Genomic DNA, 17,900 nt, shown 5'->3' with positions numbered 1-17,900 from the left:
AAAATGCACTCTATCGATACTAAGACAGCAAATAAATTACCGCCGCAGCCAGAAGATAAGCAGTCTAATAATGAGCTGCTGGCAACATCAGCATTGACGATGCTTTCTACTATAATGGGTACCGTAGCGTTTGTCGGTATTCATCATCGTTATCGCAAGCAGCGTCAGCCTGATGCCCGCTTGCAGGATTATGTCGTAGGCATACGTTCGCAGTTGCAGTCGTTAACCTCTACACCAACACCCCAGCTAGCACGGTTTAGTTACGCTTGTCAGCAAGCCGCTACTGCATGGCAGCACGCTTATTATTTATCGCTAGATGATAGGAATAATACCAGCCATCATAGCGTCGCTGACTTTAGCGCGGCACATACCACCACCGTACTGACGCGACCCATTTGTTGGGTTAGCGGCGTGGCGTCTATGCCAAAAAATAGCGCATTAGCAAATGATGAGCAGCGTGATGATAATGATTTTGGTGTGGTCGGTATTGATGCTGAGCGACAAATTGTTTGGCAAACGACCATGCCTGAACGTGTCCATGATATTGTCGTTCAGCCTGTGCTTAGTGATCAAGATAGTACGGTGAAGAATCATAGCAGTCGTGACGTCGTGGTTATGGGTCGTCGTCCGAGCGAAAAGTTTTGGGTATTAGACACAGCAACTGGAGAAGTAAAATTCGCCATTAACGCTGCAAACAACCGTCATTTTTATGGACACGCTTGTTATAGTTTAGACGGTGAATTGCTGTATGTGACCGAGAATGACACCATAAGTTTGGATGGTAAAATCGGTATCTACGATGCTTACGATAATTATAAGAAAATAGCAGAGTACAACTCGCATGGTATCGGTCCGCACGAGCTGATTATGCATCCTGATAGCGAGACGTTAGTGATCGCTAATGGTGGTATCAAAACCGAGCAAGCGTCGCGTGAAGAGCTCAATTTAGACAGTATGCGTCCATCATTGGTTTACCTTAATCGTCATACTGGCGCTTTACTTGAGCAGATTATGCCTGAGCACAATCAAATGAGCGTGCGTCACCTAGCCATGCATGACGATGGAACGGTGATGATAGGCATTCAATTCCAAGGCGAAAAGCATATTAATGTACCGTTAGTATTGACCCATAAGCGCGGTGATACTGATTTTAAAGCGCTCATGATGCCCAATGATCAATGGCAGCGCTTTCATCAGTATATCGCCAGTGTAGCGGTCGATAGTGCGCGTAACCTACTATGCGTGACCACACCAATTGGCGGTTGTGCAGCGATTTACGATTTAAATACTCGTACATTGATTGATGATGTTAGCCTGCCAGATTGTGCAGGTGCAGCAGTATTGTCTAATAATAATACTGAAAAAGCAGAAGATAATAATGAGCAATCAGGTTTTATCGTTAGTGATGGTCAAGGTCAGTTAGCGGCGTTAACTGTTAATAGCTTGGCAGCTGCTGAACTTGCTACTATAGATCAAGGTGAGCGTATTTTTATCAACAGTAAATATCATATGATGTCCTTTGATAATCATCTGCAAGCGCTCTGAGCATGAATGTGCCGCCAATATATCAGTCTCCCTTATTAGAAAAATCGATACAGTATTTGGCGCAAGCAGATATCGAACTGCATATCAGCAAAAAGCGGGTAAAAAATATCAATTTCCGCTTAAAGCCGCATCAATTACTGGTATCTGTACCACTATTTATTAGCCCAGCCCAAGCTGCGCAGGCTGTGATGAAACGCGTGTCATGGGCGATAGCAAACCATCCGCAAGTATTAGAGCAGTATAAACGGCAACAACTTCCCTTAGCGGAAGCTTCAACTGCTGATAGTACTTTTCCATTGTGGGGTGTAGAGCAACCGTTCACTTTAAATCATGATGAAAAACTTGCCTATTATCGGCAACATCTCGCCGAAGCGATACCTGCATTATTTGCAAAGTGGCAACCGATTATCGGTGCGACAGCCAATGAGATACGCCTAAAAAAAATGCATACGCGCTGGGGCAGTTGTAACACGCGTGCGCGCCGAATTTGGTTGTCTGTGTATCTGCCTGCTTATCCTATTGCGTGCACCGAATACGTCATTGTCCATGAGCTGTGTCATTTGCACCATGCCAATCATAGCCGTGCCTTTTGGCAAACGGTCGCAACCGCAATGCCAGATTATCAGCATTGGCACGATATGCTGGCGGGGAAGACTGGAAAATTAGATTAAACGATTTATCTAAATAATATGCATAATCGTAAGGCATGTCCTCATTTTCATCACCATCTTTAAAATGAGACACGCTCTAATAAGCCTGATATGATTAGACATAACGATATAAATCGTGTCGTTTAAATAATAATTTTGTCTACAGGGATGTCGTATGGAAAACGTCAATCAAGCGGAGTTTTGGCAGCAGCGTTATGAGCAAGACAGTATCGGCTGGGATATGGGACAGGTATCGCCACCGCTCAAAGCCTATATTGACCAACTGCCCGAATCTGCCAAAGAGCAATCGATTCTGGTGCCGGGTGCGGGCAATGCTTACGAGGTAGGTTATTTACATGAGCAAGGATTTACCAATGTCACCTTGGTTGATTTTGCCCCAGCGCCGATTGCAGCGTTTGCTGAGCGTTATCCTGACTTTCCAGTTGAGCATTTAATCTGTGCCGACTTTTTTGAGTTATCGCCTGAGCAGTATCAGTTTGATTGGGTGCTTGAGCAGACGTTTTTTTGTGCGATAAATCCATCACGCCGTGACGAGTATGTGCAGCAGATGGCAGCGTTACTGAGACCGCATGGTAAGCTGATTGGTTTGCTCTTTGATAAAGACTTTGGACGAGAAGAGCCACCGTTCGGCGGCACAAAAGCTGAATATCAGCGGCGTTTTGAGCAGCACTTTGATATTGAAATCATGGCACCAAGCTATAATTCACATCCTGCACGGCAGGGCAGTGAGCTGTTTATTAAGATGCGTGTAAAAGCGTAATTTCGTGCTCAATATTTTTTCGAGCCTGTATTTCTAACCGTTCATAGTAATAATCTGTCAGATAAAGCGTTGGATGTGCCAGCAATTTTTTTAATACGGCCATGCGTCCGACGCGATAATCGCCATCTGAGACATGCGCATACTCTTGGCGTACAGCGTGAGCATACTGTTCATACTCTGACCAAGATGACCCTAAAATACTTAAGTCCATATCTAGTAAATAAGCGGCATCGCTGTATTTTTCTCTCTCTTTAGCTTTGTTTGACCATTTGTCAATTTGATGACTAGCCGTCATCATAATCAACGCGTAGATATGTTGGCATTGCTTCGCATTTAAATAACCAGTTAATGACTCTACTGCATACTCTGCACTTTTAAGCTCGTTATCTGAGCGCGTCGGTTCATATATCACATCATGATACAACAGTGCTAACGCAATGATATGCGGCTCATGCAAATTATCCTTAACCTGATCGAACTGCCGAAACAACTGCTGAATATGCTGCAAGCTATGATAAGCACGCTGCGGCTCGTTATAACGCATGCCGATATCCTGCCAAAGTATGCTCACTTGCTCTGGCGTGATATGGCTACTCATAGCGGATAAATGCCACGTGAAAATCGTACTAAGCTCAGTATTGATTTTTGAAAAATCGTCCATCGTTAACCTTCATTTGATAACTGCTGGCAATTTACAACCAACAGATTATTCTTTATTAGCAGCATCTTCAAAGGCTTGCTTAAACACTTTACCCAATAAATTGACATCATCGACACGGGCATAATTTAGACGGGTGACAAAAGCAATATGGCGGTGTGGCCCTTTTTCTGCTAATGGTACGGCTACCGCATTTTGGTTCTGCAGATGCAGCTGATCCAATGCCATTTCTGGCACCAATGTCGTCCCCATATTGGCAAGTGCCATCTGTATAAGGGTGTTTAGACTAGCATCTGAAAAGCTTGATTTCATCTGTGCACGGTCAAAATGACAGACAGAAAGGGTTTGATCGGTCAAGCAATGCCCTTCGCCGAGCAGCATGAGGTTGGCGGTTGCCAGCTCATCAGCGTTGATGTTTTCAAGCTTGGCATGCACATCATCTTTTGGGAATACGGCAAAGAAATCCTCGCTCCAAAACTCAAAGCTGTGCAAACCATCGACCGCATAAGGCAGCGCAATAATAGCGGTATCAATATGACCGTAACGCACTTGCTCTAGCAAACGCTCCGTTTGTTGCTCAACGATGGTCATACGAAATTCTGGATAATTTGCTCGCAGGGCAGGTAAGACTTTTGGCAGTAGATAAGGCGCAATCGTTGGAATGATACCGACAGTCATCGGATATGCCAGCGGCGATTGATGGCTATGGGCGCGTGTGGTCAAATCATTGACTTCAGAAAAAACTCGCTGAGCCCGCGTTAAAATATCTTCACCGATAGGGGTAATCAATACTTGCTTATTATTACGCTCAAAAATCTGCGTATCCAGTTGCTTTTCTAACTCGGCGATACCCAAGCTCAGTGCCGATTGCGAGATATTACAGTCTTCTGCTGCACGTTTGAAGTGGCGGTGTTTGGCCACTGCTAAAGCAAACTCAAGTTGACGTAAAGTAATCATAAAACCTCTCTATTAATGGGTTTTTAACGTGATATATTATGCTGATTCATTTGGTGTACCAATTCGATATCCAAACTCGATGTCATCTTAACGTAACCTAACGGCTGTATAGTGACTGACGCATGCTCTATAGTGGCTGATGCATAATGCACTGATGATAAAAAGTAGAGAGAATAGTTTAACAAGTTTAATAAAACAAAACATCACATTAAAAACTTTTAACTGGATTAACGATAGAATTCGCGTATAGTTTGTCAGGTAGCCCAAAGCAGTAAAGGCTTAATAGAAACAATCATACCAAGAAATTTCAATTAACTTGACTATCAATCAATCAACTATAAAGGAGCCAATCATGGCGTCTATTATCAATCAAGAAATCCCAGAATTTTCAGCTGATGCGTACGTTAATGGTGAATTCAAAACCATCACTTCTGAAGATGTAAAAGGCAACTGGGCAATCTTTTTGTTCTACCCAGCTGACTTTACCTTTGTTTGCCCAACTGAACTTGAAGACATGGCAGCTCATTACGACGAGCTTAAAGGTTTGGGCGTAGAAGTATACTCAGTATCTACTGATACTCATTTCACGCATAAAGCATGGCATGATTCTTCAGAAGCGATCGGTAAAGTACAATACCCAATGATCGGTGATCCTACTGGCCGTATCACTCGTGGCTTTAACGTCATGATCGAAGAAGCAGGTTTGGCTGAACGTGGTACATTCCTAGTTGATCCAGACGGCTTGATTCAAGTTGCTGAGATTCATGCTGGTGGTATTGGCCGTAGTGCAAAAGACATGCTACGTAAAGTGAAAGCAGCTCAATATGTTCGTGAAAACGATGGCGAAGTTTGCCCAGCAGCTTGGGAAGCTGGTCAAGAAACGCTAAAACCAAGTCTTGATCTTGTTGGTAAAATCTAACTCTTGATTTAACGAACTGGCTCAATACTTTAGATATTTGTAGTGCTGTATATCCTACTTTGAGTTAAATCAGCATTATAAATGAAGACCCCATCAGCATAAGTTGATGGGGTCTTTTTATGTCATTTATCAATAAATGTTTTTATTCATGCATCGTGATAATAAGTGAAGCGCTAAGCATGAGATTGTAGTTTATTTTTATCAATTATCTTATAAATCTCATCTTTTAAATGCAGTTTTCGTCGTTTCATCAGTTCAATTTCTTCATCGCGACTGGTGTGTGTCACCAAGTTTTTATCCAACTGATTAATCTGCTGATCTAGCTGGGTATGCTCATCAAAGATCGTCGCAAAATGACTGTCTTTTAGCTTAAGCTCAGCAATAATGTCTTTGTTATCTTGCCATGTATCAGTCTTTCTCATGTTGTCATCCTTGTTATGAAGCGCAAGCTTGTAGTAAGCATCCGCGCATGGTCGTAAGATTGTTTTGATGAATTGCTATGATTTTGAGACTTGATTTTATTAAGCCAAAACACTATTTAGCTCAATATGGATAAGACCTAATAGTAGCAGAAAGCTTCTTTGATAAACTTGCATAAAAGACAATCTGCAACGAGGAAAATAAGAGTTTTTCCTATTAACCTCATTTGATTGTAGCGAAAAAACAGCCTTGTTACCATGAGAATAATCTACATATAGATTAAAATTTAATTATAAATAATAATTAATGATTGGTTTTATAAAACATAAGGTTTGAGTTTCTCAGCTTGCCGAAACCCTCACAACCTATGATAATAGAGACATCAAAGGGCATAAACTTATGGCCTATAATATTTTAGATAAAATTATTAATACCAAATAGTCTATATTTGAACGAGCAACTTGACAGTTGCCGTTACATATCCAGTAATGATGAGGAACAAACATGATAGATAAAAGTTTATTAGATGCCATCAAAAGTTATAGCGAAAAAATGACTCGTCCAATTACCTTTGTATTGGGTAGTGGCGAACATAGCAAGCGTGCTGAATTGATTGATTTTTTGACTAAAATCGCTGGCACCACAGATAAAATCAATTTTGATGCAACAGCAGCTGATGATAGCTTACCAAGTCCAATTAGCTTTAAAGTAGTCAGTCATGTCGATGGTGCATTGACTGATACGGGTATTGTTTTTAGTGGTATCCCCGGTGGTCATGAATTTACCTCGCTGATTTTGGCTATTTTGCAAGCCGGTGGTCATACGCTAAAATTGGATGAAAGTATTCAAAAGCTGATTAAGCGTTTTAATAAGCCACTACAGTTTCAAACTTACGTGTCGCTATCTTGCCACAGTTGCCCAGAAGTGGTACAAGCGCTCAACCAGTTTGCACTATTGAATGATGGTATTAGCAACGAGATGATTGATGGTGCTCTATTCCAAGAGCAGGTTGATGCTAATAACATCCAAGGTGTACCAGCGGTATTCTTAAATGGTAAACCGTTTGCCAATGGTCTCATCGACACGGCCAAATTGATTGGAAAGTTGCAAGAGCAATTTCCTGACTTGTTAGCAGAAGCTGATGACGATGCTGAGCAGTTAGAGCAGCAAGATGTGACGATTATTGGTGCAGGTCCAGCTGGCGTTGCCGCTGCGATTTATACCGCTCGTAAAGGCTTAAAAGTGACGATGGTTGCTGATCGTATCGGCGGACAGGTGAAAGACACGCAGGATATCGAAAACTTAATTTCTGTGCCTTTAACCACGGGTACTGAGCTATCAGCGAACTTTGAAAAGCATTTACGCGAATACGATATTACTTTAAAAGAGCACGTCAGCGTCAAAGAAATCAGTGAGACAGAAGATGAAAACTATCGCATTCATCTAAACACGGGTGAGACGTTTGAGACACGCAGTATTATCTTAGCGACGGGTGCTCAGTGGCGTAAACTTGGTGTTCCGGGTGAAGAAGAGAACATCGGTAAAGGTGTGGCTTTCTGTGCTCACTGTGATGGCCCATTCTTTAAGGGTAAAGACATTGCTGTCGTCGGTGGTGGTAACTCTGGTATCGAAGCGGCATTAGATCTTGCTGGTATCGTGAAGCATGTGACCGTGCTTGAGTTCGCGGATGATTTAAAAGCGGATCAGGTATTGATTAACAAAGCCAAAGAGAAAGCCAATATCGAATTTATCACTGGCGCAGCGACGCAAGAAATTAAAGCGACTGATGGTAAAGTGACTTCGATCGTTTATCAAGATCGCAGTACAGGTGATACTCATGAGCGTGACTTGGCAGGGGTGTTTGTACAGATCGGCTTAGTACCGAACTCTACGTTTGTCAAAGGCTTTGTTGATTTGAACCGTTTTGGCGAGATTGAGATTGATGAGCGCTGCCGTACTGATCGCAAAGGTATCTTTGCTTGTGGTGACGTGACCACTGTGCCATTTAAGCAAATTAATATTGCGATGGGTGAGGGTAGTAAAGCGGCGTTATCAGCGTTCGAGTACTTGGTTATGCAGTAAGTTATTTCACGCTAAATTTAGTCTAATAAGCCACCTCTTTTGAGGTGGCTTTTTTATGGGTGCTGATATACTACTTGTAAAAATTTATCAATTAACATATGTTCGTTAATATTTTATGAGAGCCTTAATAGTGAAAAATAAATATGCAGTTCGCAAAAATAGTCATTGGGTTAAATGTCTGGTTTTTATATCGTTTATATTTAGTGTAACCAGTGCTTATGCAGGGCAAACCGTCGATGAGATTATTAAAGAATACTATCCTATCTATAATGAGGCTAAGCAGTGTCGAGGTATTATGGCTAATAATGGCTCATCAGATGGTGAAGGCGCACTTTATCAAAACGGTTACTGTATTAAAATTGATAGACAATTGAAGGTAGAAACTAGACAAGGCACAAGATTGTATGTATCGGTAACTGGCGACATAGGTTTTAATGAAGATGGTAGCGAAGCGTATGGAGCACACGTCTTTTCTGGTCTAGTAGGCATGTTTGTTCTAAAGCCACAAGGTTCAGGCTGGGAAGTAGAATCTGCCAATCCAGCGATGAATGCAGGTGCTTCTGGTAAAGGTTTAAAAGACTGGAAGCTGATACAAGTTGCCCCTGATAAGTGGGGATTTATTAATATTCATAGTGACTCGCATTGGGTTCATTCAGGGTCAGCTTTTATTTTACTTACTCCAGACAAGAGTAATATTAGAAGAAGCTGGGTAGAAGCCAAGTATGAACATTCTAATGGAGGATCTGGGTCAGCAGGAGGTTGTAGCAATCCTGATGCCAGTACTTGTACACTTTTAAAGGCTAAGCTAGGCGTTGACGAGAAGACGATAATTAATGGTTTTTATCCATTAGAGATTACTCTAAACGGTTTTGAAGATGATAAGGTATATAAAAATCAAGTCTATCTTATTAAGTATCAACCCCGATTAGGGTATCAAGTACCTAATGATTATCCAATGAAAGATGTCAGTTTTTAAGTGTCGACTTTATTGTTTATATCGTAATGTACATCACGCTGCAGCTGTCGCAAAAAATAACCGTTAATCGTTTAGGAAAAGATAAAGTATGACAAACTTCAAACTATCACAAATAACTTTAAGCGTTGTTGGTGCGATTACGCTTATGAGCTTATCAAATGTTGCATCGGCAAAAAGCGTTAATGAGATTATTAAAGAATACTATCCTATCTATAATAAGGCTCAACAGTGCCAAGGTATCATTGCACCCTCAGGGCCTTATAATGGTTTAACTGGAGAACGGGAGTTTACGGGCTATTGTATTGAAATCGATAGACAACGAGTATTAGAGACTGATAAAGGTAAACGTTTATATATAGTGGTGAAAGGTAACGCTAGTTTTAATGAGGATGGTGAAGCGTTGGAGTATACCGACACTCGCTTTGACAGTGGTTTGGTCGGTATGCTTGTATTGAAACCACAAGGTAGTAGCTGGCAAGTAGAATCAGCAAATCCTACCATTAACGCTGGAAGTTTTGGTTTTGGTCTTTCTAAATGGCGTTTACAGAAGTTCGGACCGAATGCGTGGGGGTTTTTAAATAAGCATAGCAATGTAATCCAAGGGTACTACAACGATTACCTAGTCATATTAATACCCGATGGAGGAGGTATCAAAGAGAGTTGGATAGGCATGGATCATAACAACGAAGACGTTGGGAAATGTGAAGAGAATATGTCAGAGTGCGATAATACCAAAACTACTTTTGCCATCGATAGTCGTAAAACGGTTAATGGATTTTATCCTTTAGAAATAACACTCAATGGATTTGTGAAAGGCAAGAAATATCATAACGCTACTTATCGTATTCATTATCAAAAAAACAAAGGCTATATAGAGCCTAATGAATATCCTTTAAAAGATAATTATTAAGCTCGTTTTCAATGATTCATTTTTGGTCAGCCAACACCCCAACCACCGACAGTATCTCACCTGCTTCATCTTCTTTAATTACGCGAGTTTCTTTAAGTGCTGCCTCTCGCCAAGCTTGTATGTGAGGATTGTTTAACATCGTCTCACAATACTGTTTGGTCGTTGATTTCAATGCTATGTCAGAGGCATCGGCATACGTTTGCAAACGTAGAATAACTGGTGCAAAAAAAGCATCAGCAGCCGTAAATGAGCCAAACAAGTAGCTGTCCTTTGAGCGCTCTTTCAGGCAATCTTCGAATATTGTTTCTATACGCGCGATATAATTTAAGCAGGCATTGCTAGGTTGTATTTTTGCTTTAGCTCGAATGTTCATCGGCATCTCACTACGAATACCTATGAACCCTGAGTGCATCTCAGCGACGATGCTTTGGCAATAAGCGCTGTTTATTCTGTTGCTGGTATTGTTCTTAGCATCAGACTTCTTAAATCCTGTCCAAAGATCTAATTCTGTCAAATAATCATTGGCGTGAATGGCTATCGCTAAAGTATCCCAGACCGTGACTTTTTCATCACCTTCACCATAGACCAAAACTGGCACTTTGCCTGTTGGCGCATGCTCATTGAGAATGGGTGTCGCTGATGGATGAAACAGCTCAATCAGTTGCTCATTGAAGTCAACATTAAAGGCTTTGAGTAATAGCCAAGCTCGTAATGACCAAGAGGAATAGTTTTTATTACCGATGATGAGTAGCAGTTTTTGCATCATGAAATCCTATCAAATTATATAAATAAAATTTGATTATGTACCCAATGCTGAAAATTGACCAGTCTATAGTTTAGTAATTCCAATAAAAAACGCCCATCCAAAATTTGGACGGGCGTTTTTTCAGCAGTAGCGATTATATTTAAACCACTATCAGTCGTCTAATAAATCCATACGCTTAGCCGCTTCGTAGATACCCGTTGAGCGGTTGCCAGTACGGCAAAAAATTAGCATTGGCTGTTCAGCTTGATTGAAGAAATCAGCAAATTCTTCGACATGGTTTTGATTAAGCTCACTACCAGCGAAAGACACTTCTTTATAAGCAAGACCTGCTTTTTTAGCAGCAGCTTCAATCTCGGCGCTAGTCGGCTGGTTTAGTTCTTCACCATCTGGACGGTTGTTAATAATGGTTTTAAAACCATTTTCAGCAATCATAGGTACTTGATCAGGGGTGATTTGTCCGGTAATACTAATTTGATGGCTCATAAGAGCTCCTTTTTATTTTTTAGCGTAAAAACGAAACTTTTGCGCTTGGATTAAAATATTTCAATAAGGTATAGCGGTTTTTTATAACAAACCTTGCATCAATGCGCTTTGATACAACAATTTAGCACGTGCACCTGTCCCGCAAAACATCAATATTGGTTTAGGCATCGAGCGATAAAATGCTGCAAATTGCTCGACAGTCGCCATGCTCAAGCGCTCATCATCAAAGGGTAAATGATGATAAGTAAGGTTGGCTTTTGCCGTCGCACTGGTAAAGTCGCCGCTATTGGGCTGCGTTTCTGTCTCGGCATCAGGACGAATATTGAGCACGGAGCGGTAGCCAAGCTCAGCAATCTTGGTGCATTGGCTTGGATAAATTTGCTTATAAATGGTTAAATTATCGGTCATAAGTCGTTTCGGTCGCGTATATTAAAAGACGTTTGGAGGTATAGTATTGTAGCTAAGAGCCATTGTATAAAGGCTGTACTTTAGGTATCTCTTCTAAAGGCTGTATTTTTTAGGGGCTTATACCAATTTAGCATAACACAGCTTTTATCATATCTATATTTTGTCACAGCATAATAATAATTATGCTTGATTGAGCAACATATGTCTCACACACCGATTAGACATCTTTTAGCGCATTTACTGCATCCATCGTGCTTAAATAAACTTGACCTGAGAGGGTGGTAATGACCGGAGTATGCTCGATGATGTCCATTACTGGCCCTTTAATAAAGCTAAAGTTTAAATGTTTATTTTGGTTCAACAGCTCTTGATTGAGGCTAATCAGCATCTCTTGTCCGGTCAGGTCAATGTGATTGACTGCTGACATGATGAGTATGACCTCATGCGCTTCTGGATATTGCTGAGTGGCTTGTATAACCCTACGATGGACGGATTCACTATTGCCAAAAAATAAGCTCTCATCGATACGCAGCATTAGTAAATTGCTAAATGTCACCACATCGTGACGGTTTATATTGCGAAAATGCCCTGTGCCAGCTAGCTGCCCAACCACAGCGACGTGCGGTTTACTCGATTGCCAAATGAGGCTAGCAAACGACACCATCAAACCAATTACCAAGCCAGTATTTAATCCAAATATCAATACGCCGATGAATGCCGCCAAAAAGCTGGCCGCATCTAGACGGTCGCGTTGCCATGCCGATTTCAAGGTTGCCATATCAATGAGACCGATGATCGATGCCATGATGGTTGCACCCAATAAAGCATAGGGAAGTGGTGCGAGTACATTGCCAAAAGCGATTAAAGCAGCAATCATGACCAGCACGGTTACTAAACTTGCAACTGGTGTTTTGGCACCTGAGTCGGCATTGATAGCGGTGCGCGAAAAGCCACCAGCGACGGTAAAGCTTTGAAAGAAGCCACCCGCCATATTGGCAAGTCCAAGTCCAGTCAGCTCACTATTGGCGTTAAAAGCCTCACCGCGCAGGCGTGCATAGTTGCTGGCGACGGAGCTGCTAGAGACAAAGATAATCAATGCCATCAAACCTGCGCTAGGTAATAGATACAGTGCTTCATCGAAGTCTGGTACATAGGGCAGGGTAAAGCTTGGCAAGCCTTGTGGAATACTACCAATCGTGGCCACGCCGTTCGTTGTCCAGTTTAAGCTTATGCTCAAAACAATCGCAATACAAAGCAAAATGAGCGGAAATAGCCGCTCAGCCCATTTGGCATAAGACGCTGATAACCAAGATTTCCATAGCCATTTGCTACCGTAGCGATTGGCCACCAACAGTGCAAAAGCAATGACGCCAATAACTAAGGTTAGCAGATGTAGCTGGCGTGCATACATTTGCATGCTTGATAGATAACCGATTAAGTTATTTCCAGCAATCGGAATCGCAGTCAAATATTTAAGCTGACTGACAAAAATCAATACGGCTGCACCACTGATAAAGCCTGCTGAAACGCCGCGACTGATAAACTGCATAATCCAGCCAAGCTTGAGCCGCCCTGCTAGCCATAACATCGTACCAACCATCAATGACAGCAAACTTGCCATCAATATATACTGCTGAGTACCCTCTGTAGCATAAGGATGCAGGCTGCTGGCTGTCATAATCGCAGTAATAGCGACAGACCCTACTGCTTGCACATTACTCGAGCCTATCCATGCATAGACCAACACGGGAACGATGGCCGCGTAGAGTCCATAGACGGGTGGTAATCCTGCCAATACCGCATAACCTAAGCTTTGTGGAATGACGAGCACCCCCACCACTAACCCAGCAACAACGTCAGTTGGCAGGGCAGATAGCTGGTATTGACGCAACCAAGCAGGAATCAGACGAGCGGCGATAGAAGGCATAGCAATATGTCATCACAATATATAGTCAATCCTATATAAATCAGATACGGTGTCAGGCTCGCTTAGTCTACTATTTGTAGTACTTTCGCTTGCCTTCCTTGTATCTAAACTATATTGAACCGACTATAGTAGAAAAAATTGAATAAAAGAAAAGGTTAAATACAGCTAAGCGCTAAATTCACAAGGTAATGCTGAAAAATGACGCTAAATATTGATGCTCAAAACTCAAGCCAACAAACTAGCTGTCAGTTTTGGCACAAAAGCGTTCATACAACAAATGTAACACCGCCAAGGCATCGTCGCTGGCAATACTATAATAAATTTGCTTACCTTCACGGCGGGTCGTCACCAGCGCATCTTTGCGTAGAATACCAAGCTGCTGTGACAAGCTTGGCTGACCAACACCGACTAAGCTTTCAAGCTCGCTGACGCAATACTCTCCTTGAGTCAACTGACATAAGAGTAATAAGCGATCCGGATGTGAAAGCGACTTTAATAATTGGCTGGCTTGCATGGACGCTTGCTGCATTTGCTCAGCAAGGTCTTTAGGTGCAAAGTCTGCTACGCTAGATGACGCATCATCAATGCTGGTAGTCGAGGTGCTCAATGCTGAAGTAGAAGTAGTCAGAGCAAGCTCCTTATATAAGACATAATAAAAAATTTAGGATTAATAGCTAAGGTAAGATTAATTATCAATGATATTGCCACGGATAGCAAGTTATCATTATTTACATTATATAAATTGATAAAATGTTAAATCGTTGCTATATTGGTATGCATCGTTGATAAATATGTGGCGGTCAATACGATAAGCTGAAGCCGGTGCATATTATACTGAACAATTTATCAAAAAATAAAATATTCATCTAAAAGCCAAGAGGTAGCCATGCAAGTTCATTCATTCTTACATAGCGACACAGAAACTTATACTCACGTACTCGCGGACGTTCAACAACAAGTCTGTGCCATCATCGATCCTGTATTGGATTTTGATGCTAAGTCAGGGCGCACGAGTACTACTAGCGTCGATGAGGTGATAGGGTTCGTCCGCGAGCATGGCTGGGAGCTGGTTTACATCATAGAGACTCATGCGCACGCTGATCATATATCCGCCGCGATACATGTCAAAGACACACTTGGCGGGCAGTTGGTAATCGGTCAACATATCACCGAAGTGCAAAAAATATTTAAGCAAATATTCAACTTTGATACCAGCTTTCGCACCGATGCCAGCCAGTTCGATATTCTAACGGATGAGGGCGATACTTTGGCGCTTGGCAATATTACTATTACGGTCATGTATGTACCAGGTCATACGCCCGCAGATATGGCCTATATTGCGACTGATGATGAAAAGACCGTGGTCTTTGTTGGTGATACTTTATTTGCTCCTGATGTCGGGACGGCTCGCTGTGACTTTCCAGGTGGGGATGCCAAGACGCTGTACCACTCAATCAAGAAGCTCCTTGCGCTCCCTGAAGATACGATAATATATCTGTGCCATGATTATCCAAGCAAGGGTCGTCAGCACTGTCCAACCACGACTGTCGCTGCACAGAAACTGGGCAATATCCATGTCAAAGATGGCATCAATGAAGCAGAGTTTGTGCAAATGCGTGAGCGCCGCGATGCCACTCTTGACATGCCGCGTCTCATTATTCCATCGGTACAAGTAAACATCGATGCAGGTCATTTCCCAGAGCCAGAAGACAATGGTACCCGTTATCTCAAAGTACCGATTAATGTACTTGGGCAATAAGACAGATATCAGGATAAGTAGACATCAGAAGAAGCAAACATTATAAACATGCATAACGTTACGTAAGCACAATACGAGTATAAGCCATCATAATGCTAGGGCGTGTCTTCAATTCACTCAATAGTCATCTAAATGGGCTAAAAATGGATAAATATTGCCAAACATCGTCAAATAGCTTGTTAATATCCCGATATTATCTACGCTATTTTTCTTGTTTGACGGCAATTTATCTCATTTTTATCTCCATTTTTGAAATGAAGACACGCCCTAGTCTTTACCGTAAACACATGGCTATATTACTCCTCTACCATTAAGCCTTCACACTTAAGGATTGAACCACGGAAATTAATATCGGCAGTACTGAGCGTTTACTACGTATTATCGCGGGTGTCGTGATTATCGGCTTGGGTTTGTATTTTCAAAGCTGGTGGGGTGTGATTGGCTTAGTGCCTTTACTCACAGGACTCTTCCGCTTTTGCCCTTTGTATAAAATGCTTGGGATGAATACCTGCAAGCGTTAAATAGTCGCTAGATTTATTGTCATAAATACATAATCAGGCATGGGTATTGGATACTTTGATTGACCAATACCCATGCTACTTGTATAGGAGTCTTATAATGAGTGAGCAAAACTCTCATCTGGTCTGCCCACATTGTCAGGCAACCAACCGCATACCAGCAGCCAAACTTAGTGCTGCGCCAAATTGCGGCAAATGTGGTCAGCCGTTATTAACGGGGAGTCCTCATGAACTAAATGCCCAAACGGTTCGTAAAGTCATTCAAAAAAATGAGGTCTTGACCATCGTTGATTTTTGGGCGAGTTGGTGCCAGCCGTGTCTAATGATGGCACCGCAGTTCAAAGCCGCAGCGGCGCAACTGCCACAAGTGGTTTTTGCCAAAATACAAACCGATAAATATGAGCAAGCGGCGGCACCTTATAATATTCGCAGTTTGCCAACCATGGTGGCTTTCAAAAATGGTATAGAGATAGCACGGCAGTCAGGTGCGTTACCTAATGATCAAATTGTTCAGTGGGTACAAAGCTTACATTCTTGAGTTTTAACGGATTATGATTATAAAAAAGCCAGTATGCTTATTGCATGCTGGCTTTTTTATAACAAATACTATCTAAAGTCATCAAAGGATTGAACAGTTAAATATTACTTATCAAACTTAACTTATTAAATATAATCTATTAAACATAACCTATCATACATTACTCGCCATAAATCTTGACACCATTGGCAAAGCTACAACGCTGAATGCGGGCGGATTGAATGATGGCATCACGCTCGCCATAGAGTCGTGATAATTTTGCATCGCGCGCCTTAGTATTGTTGCTTTTGCCAACGCCAAAACTAATATTAGGGGAGATGCCCCAACGTCCCGCAGAAACCCCAACCCCGACACCTGAGGCGGATAAAGTTGATTGCTCGTTGCGCGCCGCATCGACATAGCGATTGACGCGGGTATATTCTTGACTAAGGGCTTGGCAATCGTAACTTTGATACGTGCTTGGCGGCACATATTGTGGCGTGACATTGCCCGTCGAGGCACAGCCTGAGAGACCAAAAAAGCCAGCTGTCGCCAGTAGTGTCGCTGCAGTAAGAGTTTTCATAGTGGCTCCATTAGGCTAGGTTAAGGCGATTGTATTTATGTAAGATAGCAAAAATAATGGGATTAAGATATTGAAAATGTAGCAATTATTAAATATTTTCAATGCTAGTAATATAAGTATTTGTGCAATCAAAATGTTATATGTTTATTAAAATAAGTTACCAGGTTTAGCAAAGGCTAGTACCACAATGCCCACATATGCCGCTCCAGCAATAAGAATACCGGTCTTTCTTTGGCTAGATGTGGCGTTATTATTGAACGCTTTAATACTGGCACTGATAGCCGCAACGAGTAAGATTACTTTTGCAAACACCCATTGTATGGGTGCATTGGCACTCATCAGCTGCATTAGCATGACTGCCCCTGACACAATAATGAGGGCATAGAGAATGTGCGAAGAGATTTTGACCACGCGTGGCGCTTGCTTGTTTGAGCTTAATACCAAATAGCTCTGATATAAAAACAGGGCAATGAGCAATACAGCCATGAGCATGTGTAGATGTTTCATGAGATATTATTTCCTTTAAAGGTGCAGTTTCAGCGCTTACTGGTTACATATAATGATGGTATGGAAAACACTATCTTCGCAATAGTTTGTTATTAGCTCTTGTTTTGTCCAGCACATAACGGACTATCAGGGCTTTGACCTTGCCATTCTATTGGGGTGTAAGCATGAATCGCTAAAGCATGGATTTGACCACCTTGCGAGGTTAATAAGGAGTTTGCCAGTCCATATACAAGCTGATGCCGTGCGACCAATCTTTTGCCTTCAAAAGCATCACTAACAATCGTAAGCTTAAAATGGCTTTCTTTACCATCAAAATAACCAGAATGATTCATTGACTCATTCAACAATTCTATATGTTGCGGCTGCAACGCTTGTAGCTCAGCATTGAGCGCATCAGCAGTCGGTGTTTTACTCATAATAATCTTTCCATATATTTTGCCTAATAGTACTTGGCGGTATCATACTTAGCAATTTGTGAATTGCAAATAATGCCCATTATAGCAGACGCTATTAGCGGTAAAGCCTGCTATTAAG

General features: G+C 41.8%; 21 protein-coding genes. 10 read left to right on the top strand and 11 right to left on the bottom strand.

All coding sequences use genetic code 11. From position 1 onward, the window contains the following. Positions 1-3: 3 nt before the first annotated feature. The 3 genes from ACP7AE_RS02580 (at position 4) to ACP7AE_RS02570 (ending at position 2,976) form a co-directional block, all read left to right on the top strand. Positions 4-1,545 carry a DUF1513 domain-containing protein gene (locus ACP7AE_RS02580; protein ID WP_201540107.1) on the top strand — a complete coding sequence of 514 codons (1,542 nt, stop codon included), beginning with the start codon at positions 4-6 and terminating at the stop codon, positions 1,543-1,545. Positions 1,546-1,547: 2 nt separating this feature from the next. Next, entirely contained in the window at positions 1,548-2,216 is a 669-nt protein-coding gene (locus ACP7AE_RS02575) for a M48 family metallopeptidase (RefSeq protein ID WP_201540106.1), read from the top strand. A 154-nt stretch (positions 2,217-2,370) separates the two neighbouring features. Then, the gene (locus ACP7AE_RS02570) at positions 2,371-2,976 is read left to right on the top strand and encodes a methyltransferase domain-containing protein (RefSeq protein ID WP_201540105.1); all 606 of its coding nucleotides are present in this window, start codon (positions 2,371-2,373) and stop codon (positions 2,974-2,976) included. On the opposite strand, the gene ACP7AE_RS02565 is transcribed toward ACP7AE_RS02570, so the two are convergent. Both ACP7AE_RS02565 and ACP7AE_RS02560 read right to left on the bottom strand, forming a co-directional pair. Further along, positions 2,954-3,637, bottom strand: coding sequence for an HD domain-containing protein (locus ACP7AE_RS02565; RefSeq protein ID WP_426241239.1), 684 nt, complete (start codon positions 3,635-3,637; stop codon positions 2,954-2,956). The two genes, ACP7AE_RS02570 and ACP7AE_RS02565, sit on opposite strands and share 23 nt — an antisense overlap. A 45-nt stretch (positions 3,638-3,682) precedes the next feature. Beyond that, positions 3,683-4,591, bottom strand: a complete 909-nt coding sequence (locus tag ACP7AE_RS02560; protein WP_426241238.1) for a hydrogen peroxide-inducible genes activator — start codon at positions 4,589-4,591, stop codon at positions 3,683-3,685. A gap of 352 nt (positions 4,592-4,943) precedes the next feature. On the opposite strand from ACP7AE_RS02560, the gene ahpC reads away from it, so the two are divergent. Continuing rightward, a complete protein-coding gene (gene ahpC / locus ACP7AE_RS02555) occupies positions 4,944-5,510 on the top strand; it encodes an alkyl hydroperoxide reductase subunit C (RefSeq protein ID WP_045453533.1) in 567 nt (188 codons plus the stop codon). A gap of 173 nt (positions 5,511-5,683) precedes the next feature. Here the strand turns inward: ahpC and ACP7AE_RS02550 are convergent, their stop codons facing one another. After that, entirely contained in the window at positions 5,684-5,932 is a 249-nt protein-coding gene (locus ACP7AE_RS02550) for a YdcH family protein (RefSeq protein ID WP_045444089.1), read from the bottom strand. A 502-nt stretch (positions 5,933-6,434) separates the two neighbouring features. On the opposite strand from ACP7AE_RS02550, the gene ahpF reads away from it, so the two are divergent. The 3 genes from ahpF (at position 6,435) to ACP7AE_RS02535 (ending at position 9,898) form a co-directional block, all read left to right on the top strand. Beyond that, the gene (ahpF, locus tag ACP7AE_RS02545) at positions 6,435-8,012 is read left to right on the top strand and encodes an alkyl hydroperoxide reductase subunit F (protein WP_426241237.1); all 1,578 of its coding nucleotides are present in this window, start codon (positions 6,435-6,437) and stop codon (positions 8,010-8,012) included. Positions 8,013-8,142: 130 nt separating this feature from the next. Next, positions 8,143-8,988: a hypothetical protein gene (locus tag ACP7AE_RS02540; protein ID WP_426241236.1), complete on the top strand. Its 846-nt coding sequence runs from the start codon at positions 8,143-8,145 to the stop codon at positions 8,986-8,988. 88 nt (positions 8,989-9,076) lie between these two features. After that, positions 9,077-9,898, top strand: a complete 822-nt coding sequence (locus tag ACP7AE_RS02535) for a hypothetical protein (RefSeq protein ID WP_426241235.1) — start codon at positions 9,077-9,079, stop codon at positions 9,896-9,898. A 16-nt stretch (positions 9,899-9,914) separates the two neighbouring features. Here the strand turns inward: ACP7AE_RS02535 and ACP7AE_RS02530 are convergent, their stop codons facing one another. From ACP7AE_RS02530 to ACP7AE_RS02510, 5 genes are all read right to left on the bottom strand, one after another. Further along, positions 9,915-10,661 carry a glutathione S-transferase family protein gene (locus ACP7AE_RS02530; RefSeq protein WP_426241234.1) on the bottom strand — a complete coding sequence of 249 codons (747 nt, stop codon included), beginning with the start codon at positions 10,659-10,661 and terminating at the stop codon, positions 9,915-9,917. Between the two features lie 153 nt (positions 10,662-10,814). After that, a complete protein-coding gene (locus ACP7AE_RS02525) occupies positions 10,815-11,147 on the bottom strand; it encodes a TIGR01244 family sulfur transferase (RefSeq protein WP_198330184.1) in 333 nt (110 codons plus the stop codon). Positions 11,148-11,228: 81 nt separating this feature from the next. After that, entirely contained in the window at positions 11,229-11,555 is a 327-nt protein-coding gene (locus ACP7AE_RS02520) for a beta-lactamase hydrolase domain-containing protein (RefSeq protein WP_060491797.1), read from the bottom strand. Between the two features lie 217 nt (positions 11,556-11,772). After that, complete coding sequence (locus tag ACP7AE_RS02515) at positions 11,773-13,482, bottom strand: SulP family inorganic anion transporter (RefSeq protein ID WP_426241233.1); 1,710 nt, start codon at positions 13,480-13,482, stop codon at positions 11,773-11,775. 238 nt (positions 13,483-13,720) lie between these two features. Further along, positions 13,721-14,089 (bottom strand): ArsR/SmtB family transcription factor, encoded by a 369-nt coding sequence (locus ACP7AE_RS02510; RefSeq protein WP_319020723.1) that lies wholly within the window; start codon positions 14,087-14,089, stop codon positions 13,721-13,723. A gap of 279 nt (positions 14,090-14,368) precedes the next feature. On the opposite strand from ACP7AE_RS02510, the gene ACP7AE_RS02505 reads away from it, so the two are divergent. The 3 genes from ACP7AE_RS02505 to trxC all read left to right on the top strand — a co-directional run bounded on the left by ACP7AE_RS02505 (position 14,369) and on the right by trxC (position 16,297). Then, positions 14,369-15,241, top strand: coding sequence for an MBL fold metallo-hydrolase (locus ACP7AE_RS02505; RefSeq protein WP_055124748.1), 873 nt, complete (start codon positions 14,369-14,371; stop codon positions 15,239-15,241). Positions 15,242-15,585: 344 nt separating this feature from the next. Beyond that, positions 15,586-15,762: a YgaP family membrane protein gene (locus ACP7AE_RS02500; protein WP_426241362.1), complete on the top strand. Its 177-nt coding sequence runs from the start codon at positions 15,586-15,588 to the stop codon at positions 15,760-15,762. A 97-nt stretch (positions 15,763-15,859) separates the two neighbouring features. Further along, entirely contained in the window at positions 15,860-16,297 is a 438-nt protein-coding gene (trxC, locus tag ACP7AE_RS02495) for a thioredoxin TrxC (protein WP_426241232.1), read from the top strand. Between the two features lie 160 nt (positions 16,298-16,457). Here trxC and ACP7AE_RS02490 read toward each other — a convergent pair whose 3' ends face one another. The 3 genes from ACP7AE_RS02490 to ACP7AE_RS02480 all read right to left on the bottom strand — a co-directional run bounded on the left by ACP7AE_RS02490 (position 16,458) and on the right by ACP7AE_RS02480 (position 17,782). Further along, positions 16,458-16,859, bottom strand: coding sequence for a hypothetical protein (locus tag ACP7AE_RS02490; protein ID WP_201540095.1), 402 nt, complete (start codon positions 16,857-16,859; stop codon positions 16,458-16,460). 147 nt (positions 16,860-17,006) lie between these two features. After that, on the bottom strand, positions 17,007-17,366 hold the full coding sequence (locus ACP7AE_RS02485) for a SirB2 family protein (protein ID WP_060491792.1): 360 nt from the start codon (positions 17,364-17,366) through the stop codon (positions 17,007-17,009). Positions 17,367-17,458: 92 nt separating this feature from the next. Beyond that, positions 17,459-17,782, bottom strand: coding sequence for a BolA family protein (locus ACP7AE_RS02480; protein ID WP_201540094.1), 324 nt, complete (start codon positions 17,780-17,782; stop codon positions 17,459-17,461). Positions 17,783-17,900: the final 118 nt, after the last annotated feature.

This window comes from Psychrobacter sp. TWP2-1-2 (genome assembly GCF_049896785.1).
Classification (GTDB): Bacteria; Pseudomonadota; Gammaproteobacteria; order Pseudomonadales; family Moraxellaceae; genus Psychrobacter.
The sequence above is the reverse complement of the archived record's forward strand: the minus strand, read 5'-3'. Positions and strand labels throughout refer to the sequence as shown.

Coding starts and splice junctions, on each gene's coding strand:
- trxC (WP_426241232.1), top strand. CDS start 15,860: ATGAGTGAGCAAAACTCTCATCTGGTCTGCCCACATTGTCAGGCAACC.
- ahpC (WP_045453533.1), top strand. CDS start 4,944: ATGGCGTCTATTATCAATCAAGAAATCCCAGAATTTTCAGCTGATGCG.
- ACP7AE_RS02485 (WP_060491792.1), bottom strand. CDS start 17,366: ATGAAACATCTACACATGCTCATGGCTGTATTGCTCATTGCCCTGTTT.
- ACP7AE_RS02570 (WP_201540105.1), top strand. CDS start 2,371: ATGGAAAACGTCAATCAAGCGGAGTTTTGGCAGCAGCGTTATGAGCAA.
- ACP7AE_RS02560 (WP_426241238.1), bottom strand. CDS start 4,591: ATGATTACTTTACGTCAACTTGAGTTTGCTTTAGCAGTGGCCAAACAC.
- ahpF (WP_426241237.1), top strand. CDS start 6,435: ATGATAGATAAAAGTTTATTAGATGCCATCAAAAGTTATAGCGAAAAA.
- ACP7AE_RS02490 (WP_201540095.1), bottom strand. CDS start 16,859: ATGAAAACTCTTACTGCAGCGACACTACTGGCGACAGCTGGCTTTTTT.
- ACP7AE_RS02515 (WP_426241233.1), bottom strand. CDS start 13,482: ATGCCTTCTATCGCCGCTCGTCTGATTCCTGCTTGGTTGCGTCAATAC.
- ACP7AE_RS02565 (WP_426241239.1), bottom strand. CDS start 3,637: ATGGACGATTTTTCAAAAATCAATACTGAGCTTAGTACGATTTTCACG.
- ACP7AE_RS02580 (WP_201540107.1), top strand. CDS start 4: ATGCACTCTATCGATACTAAGACAGCAAATAAATTACCGCCGCAGCCA.
- ACP7AE_RS02550 (WP_045444089.1), bottom strand. CDS start 5,932: ATGAGAAAGACTGATACATGGCAAGATAACAAAGACATTATTGCTGAG.
- ACP7AE_RS02520 (WP_060491797.1), bottom strand. CDS start 11,555: ATGACCGATAATTTAACCATTTATAAGCAAATTTATCCAAGCCAATGC.
- ACP7AE_RS02575 (WP_201540106.1), top strand. CDS start 1,548: ATGAATGTGCCGCCAATATATCAGTCTCCCTTATTAGAAAAATCGATA.
- ACP7AE_RS02530 (WP_426241234.1), bottom strand. CDS start 10,661: ATGCAAAAACTGCTACTCATCATCGGTAATAAAAACTATTCCTCTTGG.
- ACP7AE_RS02480 (WP_201540094.1), bottom strand. CDS start 17,782: ATGAGTAAAACACCGACTGCTGATGCGCTCAATGCTGAGCTACAAGCG.
- ACP7AE_RS02525 (WP_198330184.1), bottom strand. CDS start 11,147: ATGAGCCATCAAATTAGTATTACCGGACAAATCACCCCTGATCAAGTA.
- ACP7AE_RS02535 (WP_426241235.1), top strand. CDS start 9,077: ATGACAAACTTCAAACTATCACAAATAACTTTAAGCGTTGTTGGTGCG.
- ACP7AE_RS02505 (WP_055124748.1), top strand. CDS start 14,369: ATGCAAGTTCATTCATTCTTACATAGCGACACAGAAACTTATACTCAC.